General features: G+C 71.1%; 18 protein-coding genes. 5 read left to right on the plus strand and 13 right to left on the minus strand.

Annotation, left to right across the window (positions count from 1 at the left end):
- From holB to QAA18_RS09670, 12 genes are all read right to left on the minus strand, one after another.
- Positions 1–715: DNA polymerase III subunit delta' (gene holB / locus QAA18_RS09615; protein ID WP_279412708.1), on the minus strand; the 715-nt coding region annotated here is incomplete at its 3' end.
- Entirely contained in the window at positions 712–1,368 is a 657-nt protein-coding gene (gene tmk / locus QAA18_RS09620) for a dTMP kinase (RefSeq protein ID WP_279412709.1), read from the minus strand. The genes holB and tmk, both read right to left, overlap by 4 nt.
- Positions 1,365–2,408 (minus strand): endolytic transglycosylase MltG, encoded by a 1,044-nt coding sequence (gene mltG / locus QAA18_RS09625; RefSeq protein WP_279412710.1) that lies wholly within the window; start codon positions 2,406–2,408, stop codon positions 1,365–1,367. Before mltG ends, tmk begins: the two co-directional genes overlap by 4 nt.
- Positions 2,405–3,172 (minus strand): aminodeoxychorismate lyase, encoded by a 768-nt coding sequence (pabC, locus tag QAA18_RS09630; protein ID WP_279412711.1) that lies wholly within the window; start codon positions 3,170–3,172, stop codon positions 2,405–2,407. Before pabC ends, mltG begins: the two co-directional genes overlap by 4 nt.
- Complete coding sequence (locus tag QAA18_RS09635) at positions 3,169–4,524, minus strand: aminodeoxychorismate synthase component I (protein WP_279412712.1); 1,356 nt, start codon at positions 4,522–4,524, stop codon at positions 3,169–3,171. The genes pabC and QAA18_RS09635 overlap by 4 nt, the downstream gene beginning before the upstream one ends.
- 10 nt (positions 4,525–4,534) lie before the next feature.
- Positions 4,535–5,773: a beta-ketoacyl-ACP synthase II gene (gene fabF, locus QAA18_RS09640; protein ID WP_279412713.1), complete on the minus strand. Its 1,239-nt coding sequence runs from the start codon at positions 5,771–5,773 to the stop codon at positions 4,535–4,537.
- Positions 5,774–5,846: 73 nt separating this feature from the next.
- A complete protein-coding gene (acpP, locus tag QAA18_RS09645; protein ID WP_279412714.1) occupies positions 5,847–6,086 on the minus strand; it encodes an acyl carrier protein in 240 nt (79 codons plus the stop codon).
- Positions 6,087–6,218: 132 nt separating this feature from the next.
- Positions 6,219–6,962 carry a 3-oxoacyl-ACP reductase FabG gene (gene fabG / locus QAA18_RS09650; RefSeq protein ID WP_279412715.1) on the minus strand — a complete coding sequence of 248 codons (744 nt, stop codon included), beginning with the start codon at positions 6,960–6,962 and terminating at the stop codon, positions 6,219–6,221.
- 10 nt (positions 6,963–6,972) lie between these two features.
- Positions 6,973–7,911, minus strand: a complete 939-nt coding sequence (gene fabD / locus QAA18_RS09655; protein WP_279412716.1) for an ACP S-malonyltransferase — start codon at positions 7,909–7,911, stop codon at positions 6,973–6,975.
- 90 nt (positions 7,912–8,001) lie between these two features.
- Positions 8,002–8,979, minus strand: a complete 978-nt coding sequence (locus QAA18_RS09660) for a ketoacyl-ACP synthase III (RefSeq protein WP_279412717.1) — start codon at positions 8,977–8,979, stop codon at positions 8,002–8,004.
- Complete coding sequence (gene rpmF / locus QAA18_RS09665; RefSeq protein WP_279412718.1) at positions 8,976–9,170, minus strand: 50S ribosomal protein L32; 195 nt, start codon at positions 9,168–9,170, stop codon at positions 8,976–8,978. The genes QAA18_RS09660 and rpmF overlap by 4 nt, the downstream gene beginning before the upstream one ends.
- 49 nt (positions 9,171–9,219) lie before the next feature.
- Positions 9,220–9,744, minus strand: coding sequence for a YceD family protein (locus QAA18_RS09670; protein WP_279412719.1), 525 nt, complete (start codon positions 9,742–9,744; stop codon positions 9,220–9,222).
- Positions 9,745–9,866: 122 nt separating this feature from the next.
- Between QAA18_RS09670 and QAA18_RS09675 the strand changes: the two genes are divergently transcribed.
- Complete coding sequence (locus QAA18_RS09675) at positions 9,867–10,229, plus strand: hypothetical protein (RefSeq protein ID WP_279412720.1); 363 nt, start codon at positions 9,867–9,869, stop codon at positions 10,227–10,229.
- A 7-nt stretch (positions 10,230–10,236) separates the two neighbouring features.
- Positions 10,237–10,812, plus strand: a complete 576-nt coding sequence (locus QAA18_RS09680; RefSeq protein ID WP_279412721.1) for a Maf family nucleotide pyrophosphatase — start codon at positions 10,237–10,239, stop codon at positions 10,810–10,812.
- A gap of 226 nt (positions 10,813–11,038) precedes the next feature.
- On the opposite strand, the gene QAA18_RS09685 is transcribed toward QAA18_RS09680, so the two are convergent.
- Positions 11,039–12,907, minus strand: a complete 1,869-nt coding sequence (locus tag QAA18_RS09685; protein ID WP_279412722.1) for a glycosyltransferase family 39 protein — start codon at positions 12,905–12,907, stop codon at positions 11,039–11,041.
- 27 nt (positions 12,908–12,934) lie between these two features.
- Between QAA18_RS09685 and QAA18_RS09690 the strand changes: the two genes are divergently transcribed.
- The 3 genes from QAA18_RS09690 to QAA18_RS09700 form a co-directional block, all read left to right on the plus strand.
- Entirely contained in the window at positions 12,935–13,891 is a 957-nt protein-coding gene (locus tag QAA18_RS09690; RefSeq protein WP_279412723.1) for a MoxR family ATPase, read from the plus strand.
- A complete protein-coding gene (locus QAA18_RS09695; protein ID WP_279412724.1) occupies positions 13,892–14,860 on the plus strand; it encodes a DUF58 domain-containing protein in 969 nt (322 codons plus the stop codon).
- Positions 14,857–16,834, plus strand: a 1,978-nt coding sequence (locus tag QAA18_RS09700) for a DUF3488 and transglutaminase-like domain-containing protein (protein ID WP_279412725.1), incomplete at its 3' end; no start/stop codon positions are given. The genes QAA18_RS09695 and QAA18_RS09700, both read left to right, overlap by 4 nt.

A 16,834-nucleotide genomic window follows, 5' to 3' on the forward strand; every position in this document is an offset into this window, starting at 1 on the left:
CACCGCGGTCCAGCGCCGCCAGGTCGGCCACCACGTCCCTGCGCAGGGCCAGGCTGCCGTCGGAGAGCCAGGCGGCGGCCAGGCCGGGATGGCCGCGGGCGGCCACCAGCGCTTCGGCAGCGGTGCGCTCGTCGTGGCCCTGCGCGCGCAGCCAGGCCAGCGCTTCGGTTTGCGGCGGCAGGCGGAACTCGAGGTTCTGGCAGCGGCTGCGGATCGTCGCCGGCAGGCGCGCCGGCTCGGCCGCGACCAGCCACAGGTAGCGACCGGGCTGCGGTTCCTCCAGCGTCTTGAGCAGCGCATTGGCCGCGGCGCTGTTGAGCGCGTCGGCCGGATCGATGATCGCCACCTGGGCGCCGCCGTACTGCGGGGTCAGCGCGAGCTGGCCGGACAACTCGCGCATCTGATCGACGATCAGTTCGGTGCGCAGGCGGCTGCCGTCCTTGACCGGGATGAAGGACACCTCGTGGTAGTCCGGATGCGAGCCGGCCGCGAACAACTGGCAGCCGCGGCAGCGGCCGCAGGCATCGCCACCGGGCGTGCGCGATTCGCACAGCAGGCGTCTCGCCAGCGCGCGCGCGACGGCGCCCTTGCCCAGGCGTTCCGGACCGCGGAACAGCAAGGCGTGGCCCAGGCGTCCGCTCTCGAGGGCGGCAGCGGCCTGGGTGTAGATGCGCTGCTGCCAGGGCGCGAGCGGGCCGCCGATGGCCGCGCTCATTGCCCGGCCCGCCATTGGCGCAACACGGCGGTGGCGTCGGCGGCGACCTCCGCGGCCGGCCGCGGGGCGTCGACCACGCGCATGCGCGCCGGATCGGCGGCCGCGCGCGCGAGGAAGGCTTGGCGCACGCGCTCGAAGAAAGCGTCGTGCTCCCGCTCGATCCGGTCGGGATACAAATCGCGGCCGCGCGTGCGCTCGCGGCCCTCGTCCACGCCCAGGTCGAGCAACAGCGTCAGGCCGGGACGGATGCCGACGACCTGGCGCTCGAGCGTGTCGATCAGAGCCGCGTCCAGGCCGCGGCCGGCGCCCTGGTAAGCGTGGCTGGAATCGGTGAAGCGGTCGCTGAGTACCCACGCGCCGCGCTCCAGCGCCGGCAGGATGGTCTCGCGCACGTGCTGGGCGCGCGCGGCGAACATCAGCAGCAGTTCGGTTTCCGCCGCCGGCGGTTCGTGCGAGGGATCGAGCAGCAGCTCGCGGATACGTTCGGCCAGCGGCGTGCCGCCGGGCTCGCGGGTGCACACCACTTCCTCGCCGCCGGCCTGCAGCTCGGCGCGCAGGGCTTCGAGCACGGTGGTCTTGCCGGCGCCCTCGCCGCCTTCCAGCGACACGAAGCGCGGATGCACGGGAACCGACTTGATTGGAGCCGCCGTCATTGCGCCTGCGCCTTGCGCTGGGCGCGGTAGCGCTGCAGGTATTCGCGCACGGCAGCCTGGTGTTCGCGCAGCGAGCGGGTGAAGACGTGGCGGCCGCTGCCGTCGCCGACGGCGACGAAATACAGCGTGTCGCCCGGTGCCGGATGGGTGGCCGCGTGCACTGCATGCGCGCCGGGCATCGCGATCGGCGTGGGCGGCAGCCCGGTGCGGGTGTAGGTGTTGTATGGCGTGTCGGTGTCCAGGTCCGTGCGCCGGATGTTGCCGGTGTAACGCTCGCCCATGCCGTAGATCACGGTCGGATCGGTCTGCAGTTTCATGCCCAGTTCGAGCCGGCGCACGAACACGCCGGCGATCTGCGGCCGCTCCTCGGCCACGCCGGTTTCCTTCTCGATGATCGAGGCCAGGACCAGCGCTTCTTCCTTGTCCTTCAGCGGCAGCCCGGGCAAGCGCGAATCCCAGGCGGCGTCGAGCGTGGTTTCCATCGCGGCCCATGCGCGCTGCAGCAGGTCGAGATCGCTGTCGCCGCGCGTATACAGGTAGGTCTCGGGCAGGAACCGGCCTTCCAGGTGCATTCCGGCACGGCCGAGCGCTTCGGCGAGCGCGGCATCGTCCATGGACGCGGCTTCCTGGACCAGCGGTTCGGCCCTGGCCAGGGCGGCGCGCAGTTCGCGCAGGTTCCAGCCCTCGACGATGGTGAAACGGTGGCGCACCACCTTGCCGTCGTGCATGCGCTGCAGCAGCTGGCGCGGCGTGATGCCGGGTTCCAGTGCGTACTCGCCGACCTGCAGGCGGCCGGCCACGCCCATCTGCCGGGCCAGCAGGCGCCATTCGAGGTCGCGCTCCGGTTCGACCCCGAGCGCGTGCAACTTGCCCAGCACGCCGGCGAAGGAGTCGCCACGCTCCACCACCAGGCTGGCGTCGCGTTCGATGCCCGCCACCGGCGCGTCGGCGAAGCCGGTGTAGCGGTCGAACGCCCACCAGGCGACCGCGCCAGCCAGCAATGCACTCAATGCGAACACCACGAAACGGACCACGTTCACTCCAGTTCCGGATCGAAGCCGGGATGCAGGGTCGCCAGCGCGCGCCGGGCCGCGGCGATCGCCGGATGCAATGGCCATCGGCGCGCACCGATGCTTGCGACCGGCAGGATACCGCGCACCGCGTTGCACAGGAAAACCGCCTCGGCCGATTCCACGGCGGCGACGCCCAGTGGCTGTTCGCGCGCATCCAGCGGCGCCATCAATGCAGCACGGCAGGTGCCGGCGACGCCGCAGCGCTGCAGCGGCGGCGTCGACCAGGCGCCGCCGCGCAACACGAACAGGTTGGCGCTGGTGGCCGACACCACGTTGCCGTCGGTATCCCGGACCAGGCCTTCATCGGCACCGGCATCGACGCATTCGGCGCGTGCCAGCACCTGCTCCAGGCGATTGCAATGCTTGATCCCGGCCAGCAGCGGCTGCACCGCCAGGCGGGTCTCGCACCAGTGCACACGCAACGGGCCGGGGGCGGCTGGCGGCAACGGATGGCGTTCGAGCTTCCACTGCGTTTCGGCATCGGGCGGCGAAGCGTAGCCGCGCGCGCCGCCGCCACGCACGACCAGCAGCTTGAGCACGCCGTCGCCGCCATCGGCGAACAATACGGCTGCTTGCGCACGCACCTGCTCCTGCGCGGGCAAGGCGATCCGCAGGCGTTGCCCGCCCGATGCCAGGCGCGCCCAGTGCGCCTCCCACCACGGCACCTGGCCGCGATGCACTCGCATGGTTTCGAACAAGCCGTCGCCGTAGGCCTGGCCGCGGTCGGTCATCCGCGCACCCCCAGCGCACGCAGCATGCCGCGCGCCTTGGCCCGGGTCTCGTCGAGCTCGCGCGCGGGATCGGAGTCGGCGACGATGCCGGCGCCGGTGCGGAAGCGCAACGTGTCGCCCTGGAGTTCGGCGCTGCGGATCAGGATGTTGAGATCGAGGTCGCCGTCGCGGTTGAGCCAGCCGAACGCGCCGGTATAGGCGCCGCGGCCCTGCCCTTCGAGTTCGGCGATCACCTGCATGCAGCGCACCTTCGGGCAGCCGGTGATGGTGCCGCCGGGAAACACGGCGCGGATGGCCTCGCCCGGCGCCACGCCTTCGCGCAAGCGTCCGCGCACGTTGCTGACGATGTGGTGGACGTGGGCGTAGCTTTCCACCGTCATCAGCTCGTCGACCTCGACGCTGCCGGGCTGGCAGACGCGTCCCAGGTCGTTGCGCTCCAGGTCGATGAGCATCACGTGCTCGGCGCGCTCCTTGGGATTGCCGACCAGGTCGCGGATGCGCTCGGCATCGTCGTCGCCGTCGAAGCGCGGGCGCGTGCCGGCGATGGGACGGGTCTCCACGACATCGCCGCGTACCGAGACCAGGCGTTCGGGTGAGGCGCTGACGACCGCCCAGTCTTCGCCCGCGAACACGCCCGCGAACGGCGCCGGGTTGTGCAGGCGCAGGCGCTCGAACAGCGCGGCGGGTTCGGGCGCGCGCTCGAAGCGGGCCTGCCAGGCGCGCGACAGGTTGACCTGGAAGACGTCGCCGGCGGCCAGGTATTCGAGGATGCGCGCGACGCCGCCGGTGTAGCGATGCGGCGGGTCTTCGGCGACTTCCGAGGGGGGCGACCATCCCGGCAACGGCGGCAACCGCGCCGCCGCGGCCAGGTCGGATTCGATGGCGTCGAGCATGGCGGCGTGCCCGGACTCGGCAACGACCACGCAATCGCCGCTGGCGCGGTCGCGCAGCACCGCCGCCGGGCAGCGCAGCGCCAGGGCGAGCGGCAATCCACCGGGCGCAGGCGGCATGCGCAGCACCGGCTCGACCTGCGCGGCCAGTTCGTAGGCCAGCAGCAGTGCCCAGCCGCCGCGGAACGGCCAGCGCGGCTCTTCGCGCGGCAGGCGCAGCTCGCGCCATTGCGCATCCAGCGCCGCCAGGAAGTCGCCCCGGGCAACGCTGCCGTCCTCGCGATGCAAGCGGCCTTCGGCATCCAGCGCCAGCGATTCGCCGCTGGCGGCCAGCAGGATGTCCCAGCGCCCCTGCGCTGTGCCCGCCGCAGACGATTCCAGCAGCAGCGGGTAGCGTACGGGCGCCAGCCGCTGCAGCGCCAGCAGGTCGCCCGCGGCGCCGAGGTTGCGGGTGGCGAGCATGGCGCCGCCGTCAGGCGCGGCGGAACACCAGCGTGCCGTTGGTGCCGCCGAAGCCGAAGGAATTGGACATGGCGATGTCCACCTTCGCTTCGCGCGCGACGTGCGGCACGTAGTCGAGGTCGCAGCCCTCGGACGGATCGTCCAGGTTGATGGTCGGCGGGATCACGCCGGTGTGCAGCGCCATCGCCGAGAACACCGCCTCGACGCCGCCGGCGGCGCCCAGCAGGTGGCCGGTCATCGACTTGGTCGAGCTGACCATCGTCTTGTAGGCGTGGTCGCCCAGCGCGGCCTTGACCGCCAGCGTCTCGGCCAGGTCGCCGGCCGGCGTGGAGGTGCCATGCGCGTTGATGTAGCCGACCTGGCCCGGGTCGATGCCCGCGTCCTTGATCGCATTGCGCATGCAGCGTGCGGCGCCTTCGCCGCTCTCGCTCGGGGCGGTCATGTGGTAGGCGTCGCCGCTCATGCCGAAGCCGATCAGCTCGCAGTAGATGCGCGCGCCGCGCGCCTTCGCCTTGTCGTAGTCCTCGAGCACCAGGATGCCCGCGCCGTCGCCCATGACGAAGCCGTCGCGACCCTTGTCCCACGGCCGCGAGGCCTTCTCCGGTTCGTCGTTGCGGGTCGACAGTGCCTTCATCGCGCAGAAGCCGCCCAGCGAGGTCGGCGTGGTCGCGTACTCGGCGCCGCCGGCGATCATCGCGTCGGCCTCGCCGTACTGGATCATGCGCATCGCCAGGCCGATGTTGTGGGTGGCCGTGGTGCACGCGGTGACCGCGGCGATGTTCGGGCCCTTGGCCCCGGTCAGGATCGAGACCTGTCCGGCGACCATGTTGATGATGGTGCTGGGCACGTAGAACGGCGAGACCTTGCGCGGGCCGCCCTCGGCCTGCTTGAGCGTGGTCTCCTCGATGCCCTTCAGGCCACCGATGCCGGCGCCGATGGCCACGCCGATGCGTTCGGCCGCTTCGCCCTCGATCGCGATGCCCGAGTCGGCGATCGCCATCAGCGCGGCCGCCACGCCGTAGTGCACGAAGGGATCCATCTTCTTGATGTCCTTCGCGGGGATCCACTGCGCAGGGTCGAAGCCGCGCACTTCGCCCGAGATCCGGGTCGGGAACGCGGACGCGTCGAAGTGGGTGATCGGGCCGATGCCGGATCGGCCGTGGACGATGCCGTCCCAGCTGCTGCTCAGGTCGTTGCCAAGCGGCGACAGGATGCCGAGGCCGGTGACGGCGACGCGACGTCTGGACATTTCCAACTCCTGGTTTGCAAATGCACGGGGCCGCTAATGCGGCCCCGTGCAGTGGTCGAGGGTACGCAGGGGATTACCCCTTGACGTGCGCCTTGACGTAGTCGATCGCCTGCTGCACGGAGGTGATCTTCTCGGCTTCCTCGTCCGGGATCTCGCACTCGAATTCCTCTTCGAGGGCCATGACCAGTTCGACGGTGTCGAGCGAGTCGGCGCCGAGATCATCGACGAACGAAGCGCTGTTGGTCACCTCTTCTTCCTTGACGCCCAGTTGTTCGACGACGATCTTCTTGACGCGCTCTTCGATGCTGCTCATGGGTGTTCGCTCCTCCCGGGAGTCTGTTCAGACGGATAGTGTAAGGGAAAGCCGGGGCCCCGGTGAATGCCCTGGCAAGGCCTTTCGGTTCAGTAACTTGGATGCTCTTCTTGCGGTGCCGTCACGCCCTGTCTACGGCATGTACATGCCGCCGTTGACGTGCAGGGTTTCGCCGGTGATGTATGCCGCCGAGGGTCCTGCCAGGAACGATACCGCACGGGCGATGTCGGCAGGTTCGCCCAGGCGGGCCAGTGCGATCTGGCCGAGCAGGCCTTCGCGCGTGGCTTCGGGCAATGCACGGGTCATGTCGGTGTCGATGAAGCCCGGGGCGACGACGTTGACGGTCACGCCGCGGCTGCCGATTTCCTTGGCCAGCGATTTGCTGAAGGCGATGATGCCGGCCTTGGCCGCGGCGTAGTTGGCCTGGCCGGCGTTGCCGGTCACGCCGATCACCGAGGCGATGTTGATGATGCGGCCCTTGCGCGCCTTCATCATCCCGCGCATGACGGCCTTGCAGGTGCGGAACACGCTGCTCAGGTTGGTGTCGAGGATGTCGTTCCATTCCTCGTCCTTCATCCGCAGCAACAGGTTGTCGCGGGTGATGCCGGCGTTGTTGACGAGGATGGTGATCGAGCCGAACTCCTTGCCGATGGCGTCGACCAGCGCATCGACCGCGGCGGCATCGGTGACGTCGAGCTTGCGGCCGTGTCCGCCCAGCGGCGCCAGGCGATCGCCGATCGCGGCGGCGCCGGAGTCCGACGTCGCCGTACCGATCACGGTCGCGCCCTGCGCGGCCAGCTCGTCGGCGATCGCTGCCCCGATCCCGCGGCTCGCGCCCGTGACCAGTGCCACTTCACCCTGCAATACCTTCGTCATCGCGAACTCCTTACTTCCAGTCCGCCAGCGCGGATTCGAAATCGGCCGGCGTGCCCAAGGGTCGGGCGTCGAGGGACTTGTCGATGCGCTTGCACAGGCCGGACAGGACCTTGCCGGGGCCGCACTCGGCCACCCGGGTCGCGCCGCGCGCGGCGAGCGCCTGCACGCAACTGGTCCACTGCACCGGCAGGTACAGCTGGCGCACCAGCGCGTCGCGGATCGACTGGATGCCTTCGTGCACCTCGGCGTCGACGTTCTGCACCACCGGCAGCTTCGGTTCGTGCCAGCGCAGCGCGCCCATGGTTTCCGACAGGCGGTTCGCGGCCTCGCGCATCAGCGGCGTGTGCGAGGGCACGCTGACGGCCAGCTTCACCGCCTTGCGCACGCCACGCTCGGCCAGCAGCGCCAGCGCGCGGTCGACCGCGGCCGCGTGGCCGCCGATGACCACCTGGCCGGGGGAATTGAAATTGGCCGGGACGACGACCTCGTCGCCGGAGGCCTCGCGGCACGCCTCGGCAACGACTGCATCCTCGGCGCCGAGCACGGCGGCCATCGCACCGGTGCCGGCGGGCGCGGCGTCCTGCATCAGCTGGCCGCGCTTGCGCACCAGGCGCGCTCCGTCGTGCAGCGAAAGCGCACCGGCTGCGACCAGCGCGCTGTACTCGCCAAGGCTATGGCCTGCCAGCAGCGCCGGCATCGAGCCGCCCTGCCGCTGCCACACGCGCCAGCAGGCGACGCCTGCGGCGAGCAGCGCCGGCTGGGTGAACTCGGTGCGGTTGAGCGTTTCCTCGTCGCCTTCACGCGACAGCGCCCACAGGTCGACGCCCGCGCCCTCGGACGCTTCGCCGAAAGCCTCGGCCACCAGCGGATGCGCGGCGGCGAGCTCGGCGAGCATGCCCGGGAATTGCGATCCCTGGCCGGGAAAGACGAAGGCGAGTGGATTGGTCATGGGCTACTGGGAGCAAGCCGGCAAAAGCTGCGGGACGCGCATGATAAAGGCCATGTTCCGCGATTGTCTGTACCGCGGCGTATGTACCCTTCAGTAGCGCAGCAGCGCCGAGCCCCAGGTGAAGCCGCCGCCGAACGCTTCCAGCAGCACGAGCTGGCCGCGCTCGATCCTGCCCGAGCGCACCGCCTCGTCCAGCGCCAGCGGCACCGAGCCCGAGGACGTGTTGCCATGCCTGTCGACGGTGACCACGACGCGGTCCATCGGCATTTCCAGCCGCTTGGCGGTCGCTTCGATGATGCGCAGGTTCGCCTGGTGCGGGATCAGCCAATCGATCTCGTGGCGATCCAGGCCGTTGGCTTCCAGGGTTTCCTCGACCACGCCGTCGAGCGCCTTGACGGCGTGCTTGAAGACCTCGTTGCCGGTCATCAGCACCTTGACGCCCGCGTTGTGCTCGCCGGGCTTGAAGCCGACCGAGACGCCGACCGGGTTCCACAGCAGTTCCTTCTTGCCGCCGTCGGCGTGCAGGTGGGTGCTGAGGATGCCCGATTCGGCATCGGCCTTGAGCACGACCGCGCCGGCACCGTCGCCGAACAGCACGCAGGTGCTGCGGTCGTTCCAGTCGAGCATGCGGGTGAGCGTTTCGGCGCCCACCACCAGCGCGGTCTTCACCGCGCCGGAACGGATGAACTTGTCGGCGACCGACAACGCGTAGATGAAGCCCGAGCAGGCGGCGTTGACGTCGAACGCCGGGCAGCCGTTGGCGCCCAGGCGGTGTTGCAGCAGGCACGCGGTCGAGGGGAAGACCAGGTCCGGCGTGGTCGTGCCGAGCACGATCAGGTCGAGCTCGGACGCATCGACGCCGGCGGCCTCCATGGCGCGCACGGCGGCGTGGTAGGCCAGGTCGCCCGTGGTCTCGCCGTCGGCGGCGACATGGCGCTCACGGATACCGGTGCGCGAGACGATCCACTCGTCGCTGGTATCGACGAACTTCGCCAGGTCGTCGTTGGTCAGCACCTTCTCCGGCAGGTAGCTGCCGGTGCCCGCGATGCGAGCGTAGGTCGTGCTCACTCTTCGTCGACGATCTTCGTCTTCGGGGCCACCACCTGCTTGCCGCGGTAGTAGCCGTCGGCGGTGACGTGGTGGCGCAGGTGGGTCTCGCCCGTGGTCGGGTCGGTGGCCAGCTGCTTGGCGGTCAGGGCGTCATGGGCGCGGCGCATGCCACGGCGGGACGGGGAAACGCGGGACTTCTGCACAGCCATGGTCTTGCTCCAGCTTCGAATTCGTTGATGAAAATCTGCAAATCGTTGTCTATCGATCGCGCTTCTTCAGCGCCGCCAGCGCCGCGAACGGGCTGGCCTCCTGCAATTCCTCCGCCGTGGCGGGCCATTCCTGCTCCAGCGCTTCGCTGCCGGGCGAGATCGGCACCACCGGAACGGCGAGGATCAGTTCGTCCTCGACCAGCTCCGCCGGCCGCAGCGCTCCGTCGGCCGGGACCGGGAGCGGCTCGTAACCGGGGGGCAACCCGGCTTCGGCTGCTTCCAGGTCGGTGTCGGCGGGCAGCAGCGCAAGCCGCTGCTCCACCTGCACCGGCTGCAGGAAGGGCTGCAAGGTGCGCTGGCAGACCAGCGGCAGCGACGCCTGGATCCGCAGCTCCACGTAGGGGACCTGCAGGGCATCGCGGTCGAAACCGATCTGGTAGCGCACCTCGCCCGCTTCGTCGCACAACGAGTCGCGCAGGCGCGACATGGACGACAATGGCAGCGTTCCTTCGAAACACCGCCTTGCGGTCACCATGCGCCAGGCGTCCAGCACCTCGGGCAATTCCGCGGACATAAGCCGGAAAATGTTAGAGGTCGCAAGGCTTTCTGTCAAACCCAAGTCCTTGCCTGGCCGGGGGATTTGCCCCTCGCGAGGGCCCGCGTCAGACTGGGCGTCCACCCGGCCCGGAACCGCCCGTGACCGCTGCTCTCGTGTCGCTGCTCGCGACGGCCCTGCTCATTGTCGCATTCATCGCCTGGCGCCGGCGCGCCGGGCGGCGCCAGCGGGCCCTTTCCCAGGTGCTGGACGCCGCCGACGCCCTCGAGGAGCGGTTGCGCACGGCCCGTTCAGAGATCGAGGCGGTGGCGGGCAGCGACGGCAACCCGGTGCGTGAAGCCATGCAGGAGATGCTGCGCCAGCGCCTGTGGCTGCAGCAGCACGGCCAGGACGCCTCGCTGGAACAACTGGGGCAGGTGCGCGATTCGATCGTCGCCGGGCGCGTGAAGATCGACCAGCAACTGCTGAAGATCGAGCGCGCCCGCGCACCCTCGGTGCACTGAGCCGCCCATGCCCCGGCTGGTCCTCGCCTCCACCTCGCCCTACCGGCGCGAACTGCTGGCACGGCTGCGGCTGCCATTCGACGTGGCCCGCCCCCTGACCGACGAAACGCCGCTGCCGGGCGAAGTCCCCACGGCCCTGGCCCGGCGCCTGGCCGCGGCCAAGGCGGCCGCCGTGGCGGCCGGGCACCCCGATGCCTGGGTGCTGGGCTCGGACCAGGTGGCGGAACTCGAAGGCATGTCCCTGGGCAAGCCCGGCGGCCGCGAGCGTGCCATCGCCCAGCTCCAGGGCATGCGCGGGCGTGCGGTCGCGTTCCGCACCGGCGTCTGCCTGGCCCGTGCCGACGGCAGCGCCTTCTCCGCGCTGGACACCACCCTGGTGCGTTTCCGCGACCTGTCCGACGACGAGATCAGCCGCTATGTCGATGCCGAGCAGCCGTTCGATTGCGCCGGCAGTTTCAAGTCGGAGGGGCTGGGCATCGTGCTGTTCGAGGCCATCGAGTCGCAGGACCCGACGGCCCTCGTCGGGCTGCCCCTGATCGCCACCGCCCGCCTCCTCCGCCAGGCCGGCTTCCCCCTCCCGTAGGAGCGCGCCTCGCGCGCGTCCCGGAAGCGAACCGCCCGCTCACGTGCGGGGCGCCGCGGAATGGCCTTGCCCAAGCCGGGACCGTCGTCGGCATCCATGCCTCCGACGGTCCCGGCTTGGGCAAACCCATTCCACGACGCTAAGCCAAGCGGGTGGATCGATGCTTCGGCCGCGAAGGTGCTCCGGGCGTAAGCGCGCGAGATACCTTCGCGCGCCAGGCGCGCTCCTACGGGGCGAGATCGATGGGGTGCTCGCGCCAGGGTTCGGTGGTGCCGTCGCGGGCGTGCAGGCGGAGGCCGAGCCAGTGGCGGCCGGGTGGGAAGGCGCTGGCGTCGACCGTCGCGCGGAAGCCCACGGCCGGATGGTGCGGATCGGTGGAGATCTTCCAGAACGACGCTACCCCCGGATTGGCGATGCCGTAGTCGGCACGCGCGACCACCGTGCCGTCGAGCGTGACCTCGACGGCTTCAAGGCCGACGCCGTCCTTGAACGCCCAGCCTTCGACGTCGAATCGCGGGCCCACCCGCGTGCCCGTCGCCGGCACGTCGATCCACGCCATCGCCGGCGTGGTGCACTTGCCTGCCTGCGCCTGCGCCGGCAGCGCGAACAGCAGGAAACGCTGCGCGCCGTGGTCGACGTTGACCACGCGTGGCGGCGGCAACGGACCCAGCCGCTCGCACAGCTCGTGGTAGTGCGCCAGCAGATCCCTGTATTCGACGTCCGTCGCAGCGATCGCCAGCAGCAACGGCTGCGGGCCCAGCGAGGCGCGATCCTCCGACAGCAATCCCCATAGCGCCAACTGCGGCTGCCGGCCGTGCCGGCGGTTGAGAGGATGCGGCAACACCGCGATGTCCGGATCGCCGAGTGCGAAGCCCAGTTCGGCTCCGACCTTGAAGCTGCCGGCCACCAGGCGTGTTCCGGCCGGCATGTTGGCGCGCATGTCGCGCACCGCTTCGGCAAGCGGCGCCCACCCGGCGAAGTTGCCCGGCCACGCCTTGGTGCCGGCCAGCCGTGCCCGCAACGACGACGTGGACGCGACGGCGAACCCTGCCAGCAGCAGCGCCAGGCCGATGGCCGCCATTGCCACGCACGCGCGCCGCCATGCAGGCGACCACCGCGCCAGGATCGCCGGCAGCAGCGGCAACAACGCCAGGTAACCCGGCAGCGGCCAGTGGAAGCTGACGCGCTCGTTGTCGGCAAAGAAACCGAGCAGGAAAAAACCAAGCACCAGCAACGCGCCGTTGCGCGCCAGCCAGGCGGCGACCGGATCGGGATTGCGCCAGTGCCGCCATGCGGCGTGCGCAAGCGCGCCCAGCAGCAGTGGCGTGACCAGCAGCGCCTGCACCGGCAGGAAGGCGATGCCGTCCAGATGGAAGGACCAGGGATGGCGATCGACGAGCTGGAAACGCAGGCCCGCTTCGGCGTTGTCCAGGTTCCACGCCAGCAGCGGCAACCACGCGAATGCACCGGCGCCGATCGCCAGCCACACGCGCGGGTCGCGCAGCATCGCGCGTCCGTGCGGCAAAGACAGCAATACCAGCCCGCCCACGCCGATCACGGCGGCGAAGCGGTAGTGCGCCAGCGCGCCGACGACCAGCCCCAGGGCGAGCTGCAACGCGGCGCCCGCGCTGGACGCGCGCAGCAGGCGGCACCCGGCGTCCAGGCACAGCAGGCCGGCCACGGCCATCGCCACGTCCGGCAACGCAAGCACGCCGAGGCTGCCTGCAAGCGGCAACAGCAAGGCGAAGGTTCCCGCAACCCAGCCCTGCAACTCGCCGTATTCGCGCCGCGCGATCCGCACCACCAGCCATGGCAGCCACGCCGCCAGCAAAAGCGCCGGCATGCGCACGGCGAGCAGGTGGTGGCCGCCCACGGCCGTACCCAGCCGGGCCAGCCAGGCCGACAATCCCGGCAGGTCCGAGTACGCCCAGGCCAGGTGCATGCCTTCCTGCCAGTAGAAGGCCTCGTCGACGAACAGAGGCAGGCGATCCGCCAGTACCAGGCGGATCGCAAGCAGCAGCGCCCACAGGCCGATGAACCATTGCCTTGCAGTAGCTGGCCTTGCCCGATCTGCAGCCCTTGTCGCTTCCCGCATGGTTGCGTGCCTCGTTACACTCGGCGCATGTCCACGACAGCGGCCGGCATCATGCTAACCGACCCACTGCGCGACGCACTGTCCCGGGCGCTGGCACAGGTCAACACGCTGGTACTGGGCAAGCCGCGCGAGGTGCGCCTGGCGTTCGTCGCCCTGCTGTCCGACGGCCACCTGCTGATCGAGGACCTGCCAGGCCTGGGCAAGACCACCCTGGCGCATGCGCTGGCGGCTACCCTCGGGCTCGGCTTCCAGCGCGTGCAGTTCACCTCCGACCTGCTGCCTTCCGACATCGTCGGCGTGTCGGTGTTCGATGCACAGGCGCGGCGCTTCGAGTTCCATCCCGGGCCGGTGTTCGCCCACGTGCTCCTGGCCGACGAGATCAACCGCGCGCCGCCGCGCACGCAAAGCGCGCTGCTCGAGGCGATGGCCGAGCACCAGGTCACCGTCGACGGCACCACGCGCGCGCTGCCCGATCCGTTCTTCGTGATCGCCACCCAGAATCCGCTGGACCTGTCGGGCACCTATCCCCTGCCCGACTCGCAGCTCGACCGCTTCCTGCTGCGGCTGACGCTGGGATACCCGGGCGAGGAAGCCGAGCGTGCGCTGCTGGCCGGCGCCGACCGCCGCGACCTGATCGCACGGGCGATGCCGGTGCTCGGCGCGGAGGACGTGCTGTCGCTGCGCACGGCAGTGTCGTCGGTGCACGCCAGCGATGCACTGCTGTCCTACGTGCAGGCCCTGCTCAACCGCAGCCGCGCGCACCCGGGCGTGCGCGTCGGCCTGTCGCCGCGTGCCGGCATCGCGCTGCTGCGCGCGTCGCGCGCGCACGCGTTGCTGCTGGGCCGCACGCACGTGTTGCCCGAGGACGTGCAGGCGCTGTTCGGTGCGGTGGCTGCGCACCGCCTGATGGCCGACGCCGACGCAGGCACGGGCGACGCCGCAGCCCTTGCGGAGGCGATCCTGCACGCCGTCGCGGTGGACTGAATGCCCGCGCGGCCGCGCCAGGCGCCACTGGCCCGGCGTTTCCGGGCATGGGCGCGACCGCGCCAGCCCGAAGCACTGCCGGTCACCCTCGACCGCCATCGCGTCTACGTGCTGCCGACGCGCTTCGGCCTGTTCTTCGCGCTGCTCCTGCTGGCGATGGGCCTGGGCGCGCTCAACTACAACAACAATCCGGCCCTGCTGCTGGCGTTGCTGCTGGCCGGCGCGGCCAATGCCAGCCTGCTTGCCGCGCACCTGCAATTGACCGGACTCGGGATCGTCGCGATCGATGCAGAACCGGTGCCAGCCGGCACGCCGTTGCGCATGCGCGTGCATGCGCGCGCGAAGGCAGGTCGCGCGCGCCGCGGCCTGCGGGTGGCGGCGGGCGACGGCGCCGACATTGCCGAGGCCACGCTGTCGCTTACCGACGGCGCGGGCCAGGCGACGCTGTCGTTGCCCACCGTGCAACGCGGCTGGCTGGATCCCGGCCGCCTGCGCATTTCCACCACGCGTCCGCTCGGGGTGGCGCGCGCCTGGGCCTACGCCTGGCCGGACACGCGCCTGCTGGTGTACCCGGCGCCGGAAACGCACGGACCGCCGCTGCCGCAAGGCGACGGCGAGGCATCGGCAGCGCGCATCGATCCGGCCGGGGACGACGTCCACCACCTGCGCGCCTATCGCCGCGGCGATTCGCGCCGCGCGATCGCGTGGAAGCCGTCGGCACGCCGCGACAGCCTGCTGGTGCGCGAATTCGAACAGCCGCTGGGCAGCGACGTGGTGCTCGACTGGAACGCGTTGCCGTCGCTGGACCGCGAAGCGCGCATCCGCCGCCTGGCGCGCTGGGTCGACGAGGCCGAACGCGACGGCAGGCATTACCGGCTGCAATTGCCGGGCATGCCCGCGCTGGGGCCGGGTTCCGGCAGCCAGCACCGGCATGCCTGCCTGCGCGCACTGGCGCTGCTGCCGGCATGAGCGTGCGCGCACCCTTGCTGGATGCCTCGAGCCGGCACTGGGCGCTGGCCGCGGCCGGTAGCTGCCTGCTGCCCTTGCTGCTGCAGTTGCCCGGCACCCTGGCGCTGGGCATCGGCATCGTCGCCGTCGTGGTCGCACTGCTCTCCTGGCGCCGGGTGATGCCCGCATGGTTGCGCCTGCTGCTCGTGCTGGGCCTGGTGGGCGCGGTGCTTTCCACCTCGCGTTTCGGCTTCGGCCGCGATACGGCCTGCGCCATGCTCGCGGCGATGCTCGCGATCAAGCCGGGCGAAACCTTCACCCTGCGCGATGCACGCAGCCTGGTCGGCTTCGCCCTGTTCGCGCCGTTCGCCACGTTCCTGCTCGACCAGGGGCCGGTCGCGCTCGCGCTGGGCCTGGTCGGCGCCACGCTGGCCTTGGCCGCGCTGCTGCGCCTGGCCGAACTCGATCCCCTGCCCCCGGTCGCCGAACCCCCGCCGGCAATGCCGCCGCTGCGGCGCGTGGCCACCGTGTGGCGGTTGATCGCGATCGGCCTGCCGCTGGCGCTGGCGGCGTTCTGGCTGTTTCCGCGGCTCGCCGCGCCGATGTGGGGCGTGCCGGAGCGGGCGATGGCGCGTCCGGGCCTGTCCGACGACATGGCACCGGGCGAGTGGATCGACCTGATGAACGACGACCGCACCGCGATGCGCGTGCAGTTCTTCGGCGCGACCCCGCCGCAGTCGCAGATGTACTGGCGCGCCGCGACGCTGTGGCATTTCGACGGCCGCCGCTGGACACAGGCGCGCGGGCTGCGCGACGTGCCGCCGGCACCGGTGCAACGCGGCCCGGTGCGCTGGGACTACGAACTCGAACTGGAACCCACCGATCGCCGCCAGCTCGTCGCCCTGGAACTGCCGCTTGCGGCACCGGCCGGCACGCGCCTGTCGGAGGACTACGGACTGCGCAGCGCGCGGCCCCTGCATGCGCTGAGCCGGTGGCGCATGCAATCGTCGCCGCCGGTGGCGTTCGAACCGGAATTGCGGCGCACGCTGCGCGGCGCGGCGCTGATGCTCCCGCCGGGCTTCAATCCGCGCACCATTGCCCTGGGCCGGCAATGGCGCGAGGAAGCCGGCCCCCAGGACGCCACCACCGACGCGGCGATCGTGCAGCGCGCGATGGACATGATCCGCGCCGACTTCGGCTACACCCTGGCCACCGAGTTGCCGGGCCGCCATGCGGTGGACGAATTCCTGTTCGACACCAGGCAGGGCTTCTGCGAACACTTCAGCTCCGCCTTCGTGGTCCTGATGCGCGCCGCCGGCATTCCAGCGCGCGTGGTGACCGGCTATGCCGGCGGCTACCGCAACCCGATCGGCGGCTATTGGCTGGTGCGCAATTCCGACGCCCACGCCTGGGCCGAAGTGTGGCTGGAGGGGCGCGGCTGGGTGCGCGTGGATCCGACCGCGGCGGTGGCGCCCGAACGCATCTACGACACGCTGGCCGACCGCGCGCCCGGCGCCGAAGGCGTGCTCGGCGGGCTGCGCGGACTGACGCCGGTGCTGGACCTGGGCGACTGGGTGCGGCGCGGATGGAACGACTTCGTCCTGGGCTTCGATGCCGCGCGCCAGCGCCAGCTGCTGCAACCGCTGGGCCTGGGCGAGCTGCCGCCGTCGCGGTTGGCGGCACTGTTCGCCTTCACCGCCGCGCTGGCGCTGCTGTGGATGCTGTGGCTGACCGCGCGCACCGGCCGCGAGCGCGATCCGGTGCTGCGCGCCTGGCACCGCCTGGGCGCGCGCTACGCCCGCGCGGGACTGGGCCGCGCCGCGCACGAACCGGCCGGCGACTGGGCGCGGCGGATCGGCGCGGGCCCGGCCGGCGGCGACGAGGCGCTGCAGCGGCTCATCCTGCGTTTCAACAATTGGCGGTACGCTGGGGATGTCCGGGGTCGCCGGGAACAGGCCGCGCTCGCGCGCGACCTGCGCCGGCACCGCCCCGCCC

It is taken from the genome of Luteimonas sp. 8-5, from assembly GCF_029763755.1.
In the GTDB taxonomy this organism is placed as follows: domain Bacteria; phylum Pseudomonadota; class Gammaproteobacteria; order Xanthomonadales; family Xanthomonadaceae; genus Cognatiluteimonas.

What these genes read in the sequence shown, in the direction of transcription:
- QAA18_RS09670 (WP_279412719.1), bottom strand. Translation starts at nt 9,744, where the DNA reads ATGTCCGCGGAATTGCCCGAGGTGCTGGACGCCTGGCGCATGGTGACC.
- QAA18_RS09685 (WP_279412722.1), bottom strand. Translation starts at nt 12,907, where the DNA reads ATGCGGGAAGCGACAAGGGCTGCAGATCGGGCAAGGCCAGCTACTGCA.
- QAA18_RS09695 (WP_279412724.1), top strand. Translation starts at nt 13,892, where the DNA reads ATGCCCGCGCGGCCGCGCCAGGCGCCACTGGCCCGGCGTTTCCGGGCA.
- QAA18_RS09635 (WP_279412712.1), bottom strand. Translation starts at nt 4,524, where the DNA reads ATGCTCGCCACCCGCAACCTCGGCGCCGCGGGCGACCTGCTGGCGCTG.
- pabC (WP_279412711.1), bottom strand. Translation starts at nt 3,172, where the DNA reads ATGACCGACCGCGGCCAGGCCTACGGCGACGGCTTGTTCGAAACCATG.
- QAA18_RS09690 (WP_279412723.1), top strand. Translation starts at nt 12,935, where the DNA reads ATGTCCACGACAGCGGCCGGCATCATGCTAACCGACCCACTGCGCGAC.
- rpmF (WP_279412718.1), bottom strand. Translation starts at nt 9,170, where the DNA reads ATGGCTGTGCAGAAGTCCCGCGTTTCCCCGTCCCGCCGTGGCATGCGC.
- fabF (WP_279412713.1), bottom strand. Translation starts at nt 5,773, where the DNA reads ATGTCCAGACGTCGCGTCGCCGTCACCGGCCTCGGCATCCTGTCGCCG.
- fabD (WP_279412716.1), bottom strand. Translation starts at nt 7,911, where the DNA reads ATGACCAATCCACTCGCCTTCGTCTTTCCCGGCCAGGGATCGCAATTC.
- acpP (WP_279412714.1), bottom strand. Translation starts at nt 6,086, where the DNA reads ATGAGCAGCATCGAAGAGCGCGTCAAGAAGATCGTCGTCGAACAACTG.
- fabG (WP_279412715.1), bottom strand. Translation starts at nt 6,962, where the DNA reads ATGACGAAGGTATTGCAGGGTGAAGTGGCACTGGTCACGGGCGCGAGC.
- QAA18_RS09680 (WP_279412721.1), top strand. Translation starts at nt 10,237, where the DNA reads ATGCCCCGGCTGGTCCTCGCCTCCACCTCGCCCTACCGGCGCGAACTG.
- tmk (WP_279412709.1), bottom strand. Translation starts at nt 1,368, where the DNA reads ATGACGGCGGCTCCAATCAAGTCGGTTCCCGTGCATCCGCGCTTCGTG.